Raw genomic sequence first — 14,766 nt, forward strand, 5'->3', positions numbered from 1 at the left:
TGTATTAGTGACCTCGAGAGGATTCGAACCTCCAACCCTCAGAGCCGAAATCTGATATTCTATCCAGTTGAACTACGAGGCCAATACTTTCTTTAAATAATCTCTTCCTTGTCCTGATTTTAAAAATTTCTCTCTTAACCTAGCTTCTCTTCTCGTATTAAATACTTCTTGGTAAACTAAAACCCATGGTAAATATCCTTTAGTAGATTTTGTTTTACCAAAATTATGCTCTTTAATACGATTATCCAACCTCATCGTCATGCCTTTATATAAACGACCATCAACTTCACTCCTTATAACATAAACATAATACATTCAAACTACTTTGCAATCTGATATTCCCTGCCTGCCGCAGGCAGGTATCCAGTTGAACTACGAGGCCTTAATTTCCTATAGAACATAGGAATACCATTGCTTTTAAGACATTAGCTTCGCTTTTACAATGGTGGAAATCGTCTTCCCATCTGCTTGTCCGGCTAATTCTTTATTGACAATCCCCATAACCTTGCCCATATCCTTCATACCTTCGGCACCAATTTGATCAATAGTCATAACTACAACCTTCTCGATTTCTTCTTCACTTAATGCTTCGGGTAAAAACTGGCTTATCACTTCTGCCTGGTCAATCTCAGGTAACGCCAAGTCTTTTCGGTCTTGTTCTAAATAAATTGCAGCACTATCTTTACGTTGTTTTACTAACTTAGATAAGATTTTTATCTCTTGTTCTTCAGTTAAATCTCCGCCTTCTCCTGAAGTTTGAGCTAATAATATTTCAGATTTCACAGCTCGTAATGCTGCTAATGCTGTTTGGTCTTTTTCTTTCATTGCTGCTTTCATAGCAGTCATAACATCATTTTGTAAACTCATAATACGTGATTTAATTTGAACTGCGAAGATATGAAAAAAGTTAGTGCTTTTTAGGAATACAAACTGACATTGCGCAATAAAAAACCCGAAAAATTATCTCAACTTTTCGGGTTTAACAAAGTGTGGAACACTAAACTAAATTTGCTATTAATCTACGTTGTCGTGTAAAAATGAATTGTTACTTCTTAATTGAACATCGTCGTTCTCGTCAGTAGAAACTGATGTTCTTGAAGCGTTGGTTTCTGATGAATGCTGAGCATCCTCTAAATTCACACCTTGTCTTTTATATGCAGGTTCTTTTTCAATTTCATCTATTTTAGCCGTATTGAACTTGTAATTGAAATCCTTCATCTTGCGACGTCTTTCATCTGCTCTCTCTTTCAATAGTTCTGAAATAGGACTATTCATTGGATCAATTTCGTCAGGTACTTGTTCTTCACTTACTTCAGATTCAATAACCTTCTTTTCAAATACAATCTCTTCTTCAATCTCTGGTTGAACTTTAACTTTTGCTTCATTATCGTTCATTGCAGACTCATAGGTCATAAAATCATCCAAGGCATAACGCTTTTCTCCTTCTTCATTAGCTTCAGTTACAGGCACGATTTCAACATGCTCTTTAACTTCCAAATCTTTAACCTCATCTTCTAAAGCAAAAACAGTTTTTTCATCTTCAACTTCAGCTTCATCTTCGGGAGTTCCAAAAGATAACGGCAGGTCAAACGTTAATGTGATCTGCTCTTCTTCGACATCTTCAACGATTTCCTCTTTTATTTCTTGAACAGGCGTAATTACAAAATCATCTGTTTCAACTTTATGATCAAGGACTTCATCATAAACTACATTTATATCTCTTATAATATCTGTTGTGGCTATTAGATCGGTTTCAAAATCATCAGTAACATCATCTAAGTCTTCTTCATCTTCCATTAAGGTATGAATAACAACTTCTGGAGCTGCATCTTCTTCTTTCTCCAAAATGATATCCGGAGTTATAATTGCAGGATCGCTTTCTTTAACATGCACGTCATCGTTTCTATCGTCTTCTAAAGCATGAACAACTTTCTTTTGTTCTGTATTAGATATCTCATGTTGTTGATCAATATCAAAACCAGTAGCAATAATGGTTACAGAGATGGATTCTTGTAATGATTCGTCTTCACCAACACCCATAATAATGTTTGCGCCATGCCCAGCTTCATTTTGAATATGATCATTGATTTCACCTATTTCATCAATAGTAATTTCTTGAGAACCAGAAACGATAAGCAACAATACGTTTTTAGCTCCTGTAATTTTATTATCATTCAATAATGGTGAGTCAAGTGCTTTCATGATAGCTTCTTGCGCTCTAGCTTTTCCTGACGCTGTTGAAGATCCCATAATGGCTGTTCCACTATTACTCAATACGGTTTTAGCATCACGTAAATCGATGTTTTGCGTATAGTGATGAGTAATCACTTCTGCAATACCTCTAGAGGCTGTTGATAATACTTCATCTGCCTTTGAGAAACCAGCTTTAAAGCCTAAATTACCATAAACCTCTCTTAATTTATTGTTATTGATAACTACCAATGAATCGACATGCCCTCGAAGGGTCTCGACACCTTTAAGTGCTTGTTCATTTCTAGTTTTTCCTTCAAACTGAAAAGGCATCGTCACAATACCTACAGTTAAAATATCTAATTCTTTAGCAAGTTTAGCAATAATTGGTGCAGCACCTGTACCAGTACCTCCACCCATTCCTGCAGTAATAAATACCATTTTAGTATTGGTATCTAACATACGACGCAGGTCTTCTAAACTTTCAACTGCAGCCTGCTCTCCCACTTCTGGATTTGCACCTGCACCTAAACCTTCGGTTAAATTAACTCCTAATTGGATTTTGTTCGGGACACCACTGTTTTGCAGTGCTTGGGCATCAGTATTACAGATCACGAAATCAACACCCTTAATCCCTTGTAAAAACATGTGATTAATTGCGTTGCTTCCTCCTCCACCAACTCCAATCACCTTAATGACGTTTGATTGGTTCTTTGGTAAATCAAATGCAATATTGCCTAACTCTTTGTTGTTGCTCATAAAATTACTTTTACTCTATTTATACTTTACTTCCCCCAAATATCTTCAACAGTCCTACCCAATTGAAGATGTATGATCTATTTATTCTGCGTTATCTAAAAAATCTTTAACACGCTCTGTTAACTTATCTAAAAACGATTTACGTTCTTTTTTTGGTTGTTGAATAACGTCCTCCTCTTCGTGAGTCATGTTATCTTCTGAATGCTCTTCTACCACATGCTCCATTTGCTCTACTTCTTTTTCAACACGTCTGCGTTCTTGGCGTTTTAAACCATCCATTACCAATCCAACTGCTGTAGCAAACAACGGACTAGCAATATCATCATCACTATCGCCTGCCAAATGTTCATTTGGATACCCAATTCTCGTATCCATTCCAGTGATATACTCCACCAATTGCTTTAAATGCTTTAACTGACTACCTCCTCCTGTTAGCACAATCCCAGCAATCAATTTTTTCTTTTGCTCTTCATGGCCATAATTCTTAATCTCTACATACACCTGCTCAATAATTTCTACAACTCGAGCATGAATAATCTTTGAAAGATTTTTCAATGTAATCTCTTTAGGTTCACGACCACGTAATCCTGGAATAGAGACAATCTCATTATCTTTATTTTCTCCAGGCCATGCCGAACCAAATTTTATTTTCAATAATTCGGCTTGCTTCTCTATAATTGAGCAACCTTCCTTTATATCTTCTGTCACAACATTGCCTCCAAACGGAATCACAGCGGTATGTCTAATAATACCATCTTTAAACACCGCTAAATCTGTTGTACCACCTCCAATGTCAATTAATGCCACACCAGCTTCTTTTTCTTCTTGACTCAATACCGCATTTGCCGATGCTAGAGGTTCTAGGGTGATGCCTTCCAGCTCTAAACCAGAACTCTTAACGCAACGTCCAATATTTCTAATGGATGATACTTGACCAACCACAACATGAAAATTAGCCTCTAATCGTCCACCATACATTCCTATAGGTTCTTTAATTTCAGCTTGTCCGTCAATTTTATATTCTTGAGGTAACACATGAATAATCTCTTCTCCCGGAAGCATGACTAACTTGTGAACCTGATTGATTAAACGATCGATATCCTCTTCATCAATAACCACTTCAGAATTTGCTCTAGTGATATAATCACTATGTTGCAGACTTCTAATATGCTGACCTGCAATACCAACAGTAACATCTTCAATTTTTAATCCGGCCTCGGCCTCGGCCTCTTGCACTGCTTGCTGTATAGATTGTATTGTTTGCGTAATATTATTAACTACACCTCTATGTACTCCCAAACTTTTGGATTTGCCTATCCCTAAAATTTCGGCTTTGCCATATTCGTTCTTACGACCAATCATTGCCACAATTTTTGTGGTTCCGATATCGAGTCCTACTGAAATTTTATTATTCTCCATCACTTACTTTTTGGTGCAAATTACTTGCTTATCAAATTTTAAATTCACTAGTTTATAATTGTCTAGTGTTTTATCTTTCATTGCTTTTACATAAAAAGCTTTAAGATTATTTATCTTTTTATCTAATAACTTCAGATGTCCTAAATGGATTCTAAAATCATGGGATCTAAATTTTAAATCAATGGTTTTATCTTGATTTTGATGTATTTGAACAACGTGCTTTGTTAAAAACTCATCACTTTGAATTTTTCGAGCTATAACATGCACATTTTCCAAGTCATTTTTCTCAATATAACCAGTAACTAGAGGCACACGTGCAGTATAATTTGTTGATAAAGGCATAAAAGAGCCCGTCTCATCAATGTAATAAGATGCATTTGTGCTTACTCTTGCAATAGGTTTTTTTTGTTCAATTTCAGCCGTGATTAAACCATCAACACTCATAAACACTTGTGCTTGCTTAATCATTGGATTAGAGTTTAGGGCAGATTCTAATTCGTTCAAATCTATAATATCTTTCGGCTTATTCGTAACAGTCTCTTGATTTTGTATTAACAATTTACTAACAGTTTCCTGTGTCACAAAAAGGTTATCATCGCCAACAAACTTTATTTGAGGCGCTGCCACTTTTCTTGCTGAATTTCTAACAGAAGAAAAGGCATACAAAAAGCCTACTAAAACTAGCAGCAATACAACTCTTATGAAATTATAATTAACTCGCAAGATTCAAAGCATTTTTTATATGTTTCACTTCCTCTCCAATATCTCCTGCTCCAATGGTTAAAATCACAGGAGCATTAGATTGATTTATCGTCTGAATTAGTTCTGATTTTTGAACTAATTTTTTATTCTGATTTTCAATTTTATCAAGCAACCATTGAGATGTCACACCTTCAATTGGTAGTTCTCTAGCCGGATAAATATCTAACAATACGATTTCATCAAACTTAGCTAAGCTCACTGCAAATTCATCAGCAAAATCTTGAGTTCTACTAAACAAATGTGGTTGAAAAATAGCCAGAACTTTTTTATCTGGATACATTTCCCTTACTGCCTGATGCACAGCATTAATTTCTTCGGGATGATGAGCATAATCATCAATAAACACCAATTCATCGGTTTTAATCTGATAGGTAAATCGGCGTTTTACACCCTTATAAGATGCTAAAGCTTTGGCGAGCTGCGGATGAGGGAGTCCATATTCTACAGACATCGCCAAGGCTATTAATGCATTCGACAGGTTATGTCTACCAGGTAGGCTAAATTTGAAATTTTCGAGTAGCGCATTAGGTGTTTTCACATCAAACACATAGCTACCGTTTACTATTTTTATGTTTTTTACTGAATAATCTGAGTTATCATCAATACCATAGGTAATGCCTTGTATTGGAAGTCCGCTTTTAACAAACAGCTTACCATTAGGTTTTATTTTTGCTGAAAAATCCTCAAAGGATTTTATGAGTTCAGAAGCATCTCCATAAATATCCAAATGATCAGCATCCATAGAAGTGATACATGCAAAATCTGGAGATAAGGTTAAAAATGAACGGTCGAATTCATCGGCTTCAACCACAGTTACTTCTGTACCATTTAGAATAAGATTAGAGTTATAGTTCTCACTAATTCCTCCTAAAAACGCTGTAACTTCAACATTACAAGCATTGAGCAAATGACCGAGAATACTAGTAGTCGTTGTTTTTCCATGAGTCCCGGCAACAGCCAAACAAAAGGTTTGTTTCGTAATTTCACCTAATACAGCCGAGCGCTTCAAAACTTCGAATCCGTTTGACCTAAAATAGGTTAGTTCTTTATGCGATTTAGGAATTGCAGGTGTATATACAATAAGTGATGTTTCAGGATTAAGGAATTCGTTTTTGATATGCTTAACATCATCTTCAAAATGAACAGAAACACCCAAATTTACTAAAGCATCTGTGATATCCGTTTTAGTTTTATCGTAGCCACCAACCGTCAACCCTTTAGCGACAAAATAGCGTGCCAAGGCAGACATACCTATGCCTCCTATTCCAATAAAATACACATTATTTGTACGCTCTAAATTCATTTATCGTTTTAATAATTTTTCAACTTCGTCTGCAATATCTTTAGTTGCATTTACTAATGCCAACGATTTTATATGCTGCCCTAATGCTTGTCTTTTTTCCGAAGAAGACATTAACCTATTAAAGTGATTTTCAAACGTTTCATCTAAATCGTTTTCTTTAATTAAAATCGCAGCATTTTTATCGGCTATTGCTTTAGCGTTTTTGGTTTGATGATCTTCTGCAACATTAGGTGACGGAATAAAAATCACAGGCTTTCCAATCACACAAAGTTCAGACACAGAACTCGCTCCTGCTCGAGATATAATAACATCGGCAGCTGCATAGGCCATATCCATATTATTCAAAAAGGCATGCACCTGAACGTTTTCTATATCATTGTAGTGTTTGTACTGCTGATAATATAACTTTCCGCATTGCCATATCAATTGTATTCCCTGTTGTTTAAAATACTCTAGCTTATCTTCAATCAATTGATTCACACGCCCTGCACCTAAACTTCCGCCTAAGACCAACAGCGTATGTTTGCTATGTATAAGTGAAAAAGCATCTTTCCCTTCAATATGTTTATTCTCCACATTTAGTAAATCCTTTCGAATAGGATTTCCGGTAAGGACTATTTTTTCTTTAGGAAAGAATGTTTCCAGACCTTCATAAGCCACACAGATCTTATCTACTTTTTTAGACAGTAATTTGTTGGTAATTCCAGGATAGGAATTTTGCTCCTGAATTAAGCTAGGCACACCTTTAGAGGTTGCTACTTTTAATAATGGTCCACTTGCGAATCCGCCAGTACCAATCGCTATATCTGGTTGAAACGCGTTAATAATCTTGCGTGATTTTAATAAGCTTGATATCAATTTAAATGGAAACATTAGGTTTCTTAAAGTAAGCTTACGCTGAATTCCAGAAATCCATAGTCCTTCAATATCATAACCCGCTTGTGGCACCTTTTCCATTTCCATACGATCTTGAGCACCAACAAATAAAAATTCAGCATCAGGAAAACGAGATCTCAACTCATTTGCAATTGCGATAGCAGGATAGATATGTCCTCCTGTTCCGCCTCCGGATAATATGATCTTATAATGACTCATTAAATAGTTTCGCTTAAGATTTCTAGTGGATTATCATTATTTATCTCTTGTTCTTTAATTTGTTCTCGTTTCGCACTAACACTTAATATGATACCTATTGCTAAACAAGTCATCCATATTGAAGTACCACCACTACTAATTAAGGGTAAAGTTTGCCCTGTAACTGGAAATAATTCGACCGCTACAGCCATATTTATTAATGCTTGAAAAATGATGGGTAGGCCAACGCCTAAAACTAGGAGTTTACCAAAAATGGTATCTGATTTTTGTGATACAATCACAATTCTGAATAACAACCACGAATATAAAATCAACAAAAACAATCCGCCTAACAAACCATATTCTTCAACAATAATGGCGAAAATAAAATCTGATGATGACTGTGGCAATACATTTTTTTGTCTGCTTTTCCCTGGCCCTAAACCTCGAATCCCTCCAGAAGCTATAGCTATTTTAGCATTTTCGATTTGATAATCCCCTTCAGTATCTTCATTGTTTGAGTAATTAAGTATTCTATTTTCCCATGTTGTAACTTTCACATTTAATGATCCCGTTGTTAACTTTGCCATTGTCACAAAAAGAGCTAATGCAACGACACCAGAAATTAAAATTATTCCTAAATACCTTATAGGATAACCTCCAATAAAAGCCAACATCATTACCATTAAGAAAATAATAGCAGTCGTTGAAAAGTTAGCAGGTAATATTAAAATTAAAACTAAGAATACAGGTGCCCATAATGGAATAATGGTTTCGATGAACGACACTTTTCTATCGTGAATTTTTGATAAATACCTTGCTACATAAACCATTAATACTACAGCTGCCAATGTAGAGGTTTGAAAAGACATACCAACAAACGGTATTTGAATCCAACGACTTGCATTTGCACCTCCTATAGTAGTTCCTTGAAGCATTGTTATAACTAACAATACCAACACTATTGGAATCATTACCATAGACAACCCTCTGAAATAGCGATATGGAATTTTATGCACGCCGTACATAATTGCAAAACCTAAAAACAAATGCATAAAGTGCTTTACAAAATAGGTGAAAGTATTGCCTGAACCTCCAGTGTAAGCTAAATTACTCGCAGCACTATATACAGGAAGAAATGAGAAAATTGCCAACAGCGCTGCAATTGCCCAGATTAATCGATCTCCTTTTATATTTTTAAATAGTGCCTGCACTGTTTACCGATTATAAGTTTCTTACTGCGTCCTTAAACTGACGCCCTCTATCTTCATAATTTTCAAACAAATCAAAACTTGCACAGGCAGGAGACAACAATACATTATCACCTGCTTCAGCAATTTTATATGCTATTTTCACAGCCTCACTCATAAACTGAGTCTCAACGATGATATCTACCATACCACCAAAGTTTTTCATCAACTTTTCATTGTCGACTCCTAAGCATATCACAGCTTTAACCTTTTCGTTTACAAATTGAAATAATTCTTGATAATCGTTACCTTTATCTGTACCTCCAACAATCCAAATTGTAGGCGCATCCATGCTTTCTAAAGCGAAATATGTAGCATTTACATTAGTCGCTTTCGAATCATTAATATACTGCACCTTGTTAATTTTGAGCACATGTTCAAGACGATGTTCTACACCCTGAAAATTCTCTAAACTTTCTCGAATGGTTTGCTTTCTAATTTTAAGCAAATGCGCTACTGTTGAAGCAGCCATTGCATTTTTAATATTGTGTTTTCCCTCTAATGCTAAATTCGCTGTTGGCATAATTATTTGATTGTTATCTATTGTTATTTTAATATTGTTGTTGTCTAAATACGCACCGTTTTCAATGATTTTTGTCAATGAAAATGGTAATAATGTGGATTGAACTGGATGATCTTTTAACCAATTTAGAATTACTTCATCATCACCATCATAAATGAGATAATCATCTTTGGTTTGATTTTCTGCAATTCTAAATTTTGAAGCGATGTAGTTTTCAAATTGATACTCATACCTATCCAAATGATCTGGAGTAATATTTGTTATAACCGCTATTTTTGGTTTAAATTCAATAATATCATCTAATTGAAAACTACTCACTTCCAGTACATAGTTTTGATAATCATGTTCTAAAATTTGCTTTGCAAAACTATCTCCTATATTACCTGCTAAACCAACATTTAATTCTTGATTTAGCACATGATATGTTAAAGTAGCTGTTGTTGTCTTACCATTACTTCCTGTTATCCCAACTAATGTTGCATTGGTATATTGGGATGCAAATTCAATTTCAGAAACCACAGTAATTCCTTTAGCCCTAATCTCTTTTATTAAGGGAATTTTATCTGGAATTCCTGGACTTTTCATGATGATATCAGCATTTAGAATTTTCTCTTCAGAATGCGCTCCATCTTCAAATTCAATCTCATTATGTATAAGAACTTGTTTGTACTTTTCTTTTATTTCTCCTTTATCAGAAACAAACACTTCGAATTCTTTATCCTTTGCTAAAAGTGCTGTCCCAACACCACTTTCTCCTCCACCAAGAATTACTATTCGTTTCATCTATCTAATTTTCAGTGTTACTATCGTTATGATAGCTAACAGTATGCCTACAATCCAGAATCTAGTTACAATTTTACTTTCGTGATAGCCAGATTTTTGATAATGGTGATGCAAAGGAGACATCTTAAAGATGCGTCGACCTTCACCAAATTTCTTTTTTGTGTATTTGAAATAACTGACTTGCATTATGACTGATAAATTTTCAGCTAAGAATATTCCGCATAACACTGGAATGAGCCATTCTTTACGAACTGCTATTGCAATTACTGCTATGATTCCTCCAATAGTTAAACTTCCAGTATCTCCCATAAACACTTGAGCTGGATAGGTGTTATACCATAAAAACCCAATTAATGCTCCAACGAATGCTGCAATATAGATTGTGATTTCTTCCACTCTTGGGATGTACATAATATCTAAGTAATCTGAAAAAATGATATTACCAGAAACCCATGTGAAAATCCCTAAAGTGAGTACAATTATAGCCGAAGTTCCAGCCGCTAACCCATCGATACCATCGGTAAGATTGGCGCCATTTGAGACTGCAGTGATGATAACTATAGATGCTAAAATGAAAATAATCCAAGCATACTTACCTAAGCCTGGACTGATCCAAGTAATCAAATTTGCATAATCAAACTCATTACCTTTTACAAAAGGAATTGTTGTCTTTGTAGATTTTTCTTCTTCTTCAAATAATTTAGCAGGAGAGATATTTGGGTCTTCAGCTAAAAGCACTCTTTGCTGTTCTATAGGCAACTTTTCCTTGATTGTAACATCTTCATGAAAGTACATTGTTGTTCCAACGATAATCCCAAGACCCACTTGTCCAAGTACTTTAAAGCGCCCTTTTAATCCTTCTTTATTATTCTTAAATTTTTTAATGTAATCATCAATAAATCCAATGGTTCCCATCCATATTGTAGTTACAATAAGAAGTATGATATATATATTTTCGAGCTTAGCTAATAGCAATACAGGAATAAGGGTTGCAAGAATTATAATAATACCTCCCATGGTTGGTGTTCCCGCTTTTTCAACTTGACCTTCAAGACCTAGATCCCTTATAGTTTCACCTACTTGTTTTTTCTGCAAGAAACGAATGATACGTTTTCCAAAAATGGTTGAAATCAGTAGAGATAGTATAATAGCAACAGCAGCTCTAAACGTAATAAAACCAAAGAGTGAGGCTCCAGGAAACTGAAACTGCTGTTCTAAATATTCGAATAGGTAATACAACATATTATTTTTGTAACTGCTTTAAAAATTCTTTAACTATTTTATAATCATCAAAATCTGTTCGCTTACCATTAATCTCTTGATAGGTTTCGTGCCCCTTTCCTGCGATTAGAATGATATCATTTGAATGTGCTAATTGGCAAGCTGTTTTAATCGCTTGCTTTCGATCCACTATGGACATGGTCTTTTTGAAATTTTGAGGCTCTACTCCTTTTTCAATGTCTTCAATTATAACTTCAGGAACTTCACTTCTTGGATTATCACTCGTAAAAATGACTTTGGTACTTAATGCCGAGGCAATGTGTCCCATTTTTGGACGTTTGGTTTTATCTCTGTCTCCACCACAACCGACAACCGTAATCAATTCCTCATTATTTGTACGAATACTATTAATCGTTTCCAATACATTTTTTAGAGCATCAGGTGTATGAGCATAATCTACAATTGCGGTAACCTTTTCATCGGAAATGAGATACTGAAATCTACCACTAACACTTTCTAACTCACTTATTAATCTTAAAATCTCAACCTTTTCCAAGCCAAGTAATTCAGCAGCTCCATAAATTGCAGTAATGTTGTATGCATTAAAACTCCCAATGAGCTTAGTCCATAATTCACTGTCGTTAAGCTTGAGCAAAAGCCCGCTAAATTCATTCTCTAAAACTTGAGCTTTGTAGTCTGCATATGTTTTAAGTGCGTATGTGTGGGTTTTGGCTTCAGTATTTTGCAACATTACCAAACCATTTTTATCATCGATATTTACTAATGCAAATGCTGTCTTTGGAAGATGATCAAAGAATGATTTTTTGACATCACGATATTCAGCAAACGTATCGTGGTAATCTAAATGATCATGTGAAAGGTTAGTAAAGATACCACCTTCAAAATAAAGACCCTCGGTTCTATTTTGATGAATCCCATGAGAGCTAACTTCCATAAAGCAAAATTCAACACCTTCGTCATTCATAAGCTTCAAATACTTATTGATAGTCAATGAATCTGGTGTAGTATGCGTGGCTTTATATTCGACATTATCCACCATAATCTTAACAGTAGACAACAATCCAACTTTATATCCTGCCTTTTTAAACAATTGATATAGCAAGGTCACAATTGTTGTTTTTCCATTTGTTCCAGTAACACCGACTAATCGTAAATTTTCCGAAGGATTTCCATAGAAATTTGCCGCCATGAATGCCAAAGCCTGACTAGCACTTTCTACTTCTACATAAGTAATACCATCTTTTAAATCTGCTGGCAATACCTCACAAATAATTGCAATCGCTCCTTTTTCAACAGCCGTATCAATAAATTGATGACCATCAACCACTGTACCTTTTATAGCAATAAATACATCTCCTTTTGATACTTGTCGAGAATCAAAATGCAAAGCATTAACAGCTATGCTAGTACTTCCAACTACAGCATTAATAGTAACCTTATACAATATGTCTTTTAATTGACTCATCAAGTTCCTATAACAATGATTTGGTTTGGTTTTATCTTTGTTCCTTTACTAATGGATTGTGACTTAACAGTACCCACACCTTCTAACTTTACTTTTAGCCCCATATTTTCTAATAGTGCTAATGCATCCATGGCTGGGAGACCAATAACATTAGGCATAATCGTGATATAGGTTTGTGCTGTTTTGAAAAATGATTGGTATTGCTCCTCTGCTTTAGCGTTAACAACTTCCAATGATTCTACTTCATCAATAAGTGGTGTTTCGGTATAAATTTTTTGAGCAATTCTTTTGAATACAGGACCAGAAACATCAGCGCCATAAAATCCAACTTTGGTACTTGGTTTATGAATCACGACAATGCAAGAGTATTTAGGATTATCTGCTGGAAAATAACCCGCAAACGATGAGACATACTTTTTGTCCTTTTTCCATTCTTCAAAATTATTATACTCAGTTCTGGCGGTTCCTGTTTTACCAGCCATAGAAAAATTTTCAGAATACATACGTCTCCCTGTTCCTCTAACCACAACATTCTTTAATATTTCACGAATTTCACCAAGTGTTTTATCCGAACATATCTTTTGATTGATCACTTCTTTTTCAAACACCTCTACTTCTCGATCAAATTCTTTAACCGCCTTAATAAATCGTGGCCTTACCATTTCACCGCTATTAGCAATTGCATTATAAAATGCTAAGGTTTGCAAAGGTGTCATTCGTAAATTATATCCATAAGCCATAGAAGGCAATGCATTTCTACTCCAAATTTTATCGCCTGGCTCTGGAATAACAGGTTTTCCTTCACCTATAATTGAAACACCTAATGTCTCATGTAAATTCCAGCTTTTAATACGGTTGATAAACTTTTTTGGCTGCTTAGAATAATGCTCATCTACAATGGTAGCCAAACCAATATTTGAAGACACTTCTAAAGCACGAGCAGCAGAAATTTTACCATTTCCACGAGAGTCGCTTATCGTTCTTCCATAGAAGCGTTTAGATCCGTTTTGCGTATCAACAACTGTTGATGTATCAATAACTTTATCTTCTAAGGCTGCCATAAATGCCATTGTTTTAAAAGTAGATCCAGGTTCATGACTTTCTCCAACAGCATAGTTGAGACGTTCGTAATATTTCCCGTCTTTGTTACGCCCTAAATTTGAAATCGCTTTTATCTCACCTGTTTTTACATCCATCACTACAGCACAACCATGATCTGCTTCATATTTTTCTAACTGGCCCAATAAAGAATGATGTGCTATATCTTGAATGTTTACATCAATTGTCGTATACACGTCATACCCATCTTGAGGCTCGACTTGATTATAATCAACAATAGGTTTCCATTGTCCGTTACCAATTTTTTGTTTTAATCGTTTACCGTTGACACCACTTAAATATTTTGCTCCAAATGCGCCATCAATTCCTGGTCTAGTTACATTTCCATCTTCATCTTTTCTCTCATAACCAATAGTACGTTCGGCAATACCACCCATTGGATGCTCACGTCTAGTTGTTTGTTCTACTATAAGACCGCCTTTAATCGCACCAAGTTTTAACAATGGAAAATTTCGAAGTCTGATATAATCGGAATAACTGATATTTCTAGCCAAAAGGAAGTAACGATTTTTATCAAGCCTTGCTTTTTTAATACCTTTTAGATAATGACTTGAAGATTTCCCTGAATAATTAGACAAAGAATCTGCAAGCGCTTTTATGTTCTCGTTAAAGATGTCTTGCTTAGGTTGAATGGCATCAATACGAATGTCATATTTTGGAATTGAAGTGGCTAACAAACTTCCATCTGCAGAATAAACGTTACCTCTGTTTGCAGGAATTTCTACATCCTTTATCGTACGTTGTTCAGCTAAGCTTCTATATTGATCTCCTTGAATAAATTGGATACTGCACAACTTAAAGACCACAGCAAGAGCGAAGACAAACATACTGCCAGCTACGAAATACAATCTGTTTAATATGTTAGTTTCGGTTGTTG

General features: G+C 35.2%; 12 protein-coding genes and 1 tRNA gene. All 13 read right to left on the reverse strand.

Annotation, left to right across the window (positions count from 1 at the left end):
* Positions 1-8: 8 nt before the first annotated feature.
* Positions 9-82 (reverse strand) — tRNA-Arg (locus KWG70_RS00460).
* Positions 73-315, reverse strand: coding sequence for a GIY-YIG nuclease family protein (locus KWG70_RS00465; protein ID WP_230934021.1), 243 nt, complete (start codon positions 313-315; stop codon positions 73-75). Before KWG70_RS00465 ends, KWG70_RS00460 begins: the two co-directional genes overlap by 10 nt.
* Before the next feature lie 102 nt (positions 316-417).
* Positions 418-867 carry a GatB/YqeY domain-containing protein gene (locus tag KWG70_RS00470; protein WP_230934022.1) on the reverse strand — a complete coding sequence of 150 codons (450 nt, stop codon included), beginning with the start codon at positions 865-867 and terminating at the stop codon, positions 418-420.
* Positions 868-1,014: 147 nt separating this feature from the next.
* The gene (ftsZ, locus tag KWG70_RS00475; RefSeq protein WP_230934023.1) at positions 1,015-2,949 is read right to left on the reverse strand and encodes a cell division protein FtsZ; all 1,935 of its coding nucleotides are present in this window, start codon (positions 2,947-2,949) and stop codon (positions 1,015-1,017) included.
* An 81-nt stretch (positions 2,950-3,030) separates the two neighbouring features.
* Positions 3,031-4,368 carry a cell division protein FtsA gene (ftsA, locus tag KWG70_RS00480; RefSeq protein ID WP_230934024.1) on the reverse strand — a complete coding sequence of 446 codons (1,338 nt, stop codon included), beginning with the start codon at positions 4,366-4,368 and terminating at the stop codon, positions 3,031-3,033.
* 3 nt (positions 4,369-4,371) lie between these two features.
* On the reverse strand, positions 4,372-5,091 hold the full coding sequence (locus KWG70_RS00485; protein WP_230934025.1) for a cell division protein FtsQ/DivIB: 720 nt from the start codon (positions 5,089-5,091) through the stop codon (positions 4,372-4,374).
* Positions 5,081-6,433, reverse strand: a complete 1,353-nt coding sequence (murC, locus tag KWG70_RS00490) for a UDP-N-acetylmuramate--L-alanine ligase (RefSeq protein WP_230934026.1) — start codon at positions 6,431-6,433, stop codon at positions 5,081-5,083. Before murC ends, KWG70_RS00485 begins: the two co-directional genes overlap by 11 nt.
* Positions 6,434-7,528 (reverse strand): undecaprenyldiphospho-muramoylpentapeptide beta-N-acetylglucosaminyltransferase, encoded by a 1,095-nt coding sequence (murG, locus tag KWG70_RS00495; protein ID WP_230934027.1) that lies wholly within the window; start codon positions 7,526-7,528, stop codon positions 6,434-6,436.
* Positions 7,528-8,721 (reverse strand): FtsW/RodA/SpoVE family cell cycle protein, encoded by a 1,194-nt coding sequence (locus KWG70_RS00500; RefSeq protein ID WP_230934028.1) that lies wholly within the window; start codon positions 8,719-8,721, stop codon positions 7,528-7,530. Before KWG70_RS00500 ends, murG begins: the two co-directional genes overlap by 1 nt.
* Positions 8,722-8,731: 10 nt before the next feature.
* Positions 8,732-10,063 carry a UDP-N-acetylmuramoyl-L-alanine--D-glutamate ligase gene (gene murD, locus KWG70_RS00505; RefSeq protein ID WP_230934029.1) on the reverse strand — a complete coding sequence of 444 codons (1,332 nt, stop codon included), beginning with the start codon at positions 10,061-10,063 and terminating at the stop codon, positions 8,732-8,734.
* Positions 10,064-11,305, reverse strand: a complete 1,242-nt coding sequence (gene mraY, locus KWG70_RS00510) for a phospho-N-acetylmuramoyl-pentapeptide-transferase (protein WP_230934030.1) — start codon at positions 11,303-11,305, stop codon at positions 10,064-10,066.
* 1 nt (position 11,306) lies between these two features.
* Positions 11,307-12,770: a UDP-N-acetylmuramoyl-L-alanyl-D-glutamate--2,6-diaminopimelate ligase gene (locus KWG70_RS00515; RefSeq protein WP_230934031.1), complete on the reverse strand. Its 1,464-nt coding sequence runs from the start codon at positions 12,768-12,770 to the stop codon at positions 11,307-11,309.
* Positions 12,770-14,716 (reverse strand): penicillin-binding protein, encoded by a 1,947-nt coding sequence (locus KWG70_RS00520; protein ID WP_230935008.1) that lies wholly within the window; start codon positions 14,714-14,716, stop codon positions 12,770-12,772. Before KWG70_RS00520 ends, KWG70_RS00515 begins: the two co-directional genes overlap by 1 nt.
* Between the last annotated feature and the right edge of the window lie 50 nt (positions 14,717-14,766).

The sequence above is a fragment of the Psychroserpens luteolus genome, assembly GCF_021032705.1.
GTDB classification, from domain to species: domain Bacteria; phylum Bacteroidota; class Bacteroidia; order Flavobacteriales; family Flavobacteriaceae; genus Psychroserpens; species Psychroserpens luteolus.

Coding starts and splice junctions, on each gene's coding strand:
- mraY (WP_230934030.1), bottom strand. CDS start 11,305: ATGTTGTATTACCTATTCGAATATTTAGAACAGCAGTTTCAGTTTCCT.
- KWG70_RS00520 (WP_230935008.1), bottom strand. CDS start 14,716: ATGTTTGTCTTCGCTCTTGCTGTGGTCTTTAAGTTGTGCAGTATCCAA.
- KWG70_RS00470 (WP_230934022.1), bottom strand. CDS start 867: ATGAGTTTACAAAATGATGTTATGACTGCTATGAAAGCAGCAATGAAA.
- ftsZ (WP_230934023.1), bottom strand. CDS start 2,949: ATGAGCAACAACAAAGAGTTAGGCAATATTGCATTTGATTTACCAAAG.
- ftsA (WP_230934024.1), bottom strand. CDS start 4,368: ATGGAGAATAATAAAATTTCAGTAGGACTCGATATCGGAACCACAAAA.
- murD (WP_230934029.1), bottom strand. CDS start 10,063: ATGAAACGAATAGTAATTCTTGGTGGAGGAGAAAGTGGTGTTGGGACA.
- murC (WP_230934026.1), bottom strand. CDS start 6,433: ATGAATTTAGAGCGTACAAATAATGTGTATTTTATTGGAATAGGAGGC.
- murG (WP_230934027.1), bottom strand. CDS start 7,528: ATGAGTCATTATAAGATCATATTATCCGGAGGCGGAACAGGAGGACAT.
- KWG70_RS00465 (WP_230934021.1), bottom strand. CDS start 315: ATGTATTATGTTTATGTTATAAGGAGTGAAGTTGATGGTCGTTTATAT.
- KWG70_RS00515 (WP_230934031.1), bottom strand. CDS start 12,770: ATGAGTCAATTAAAAGACATATTGTATAAGGTTACTATTAATGCTGTA.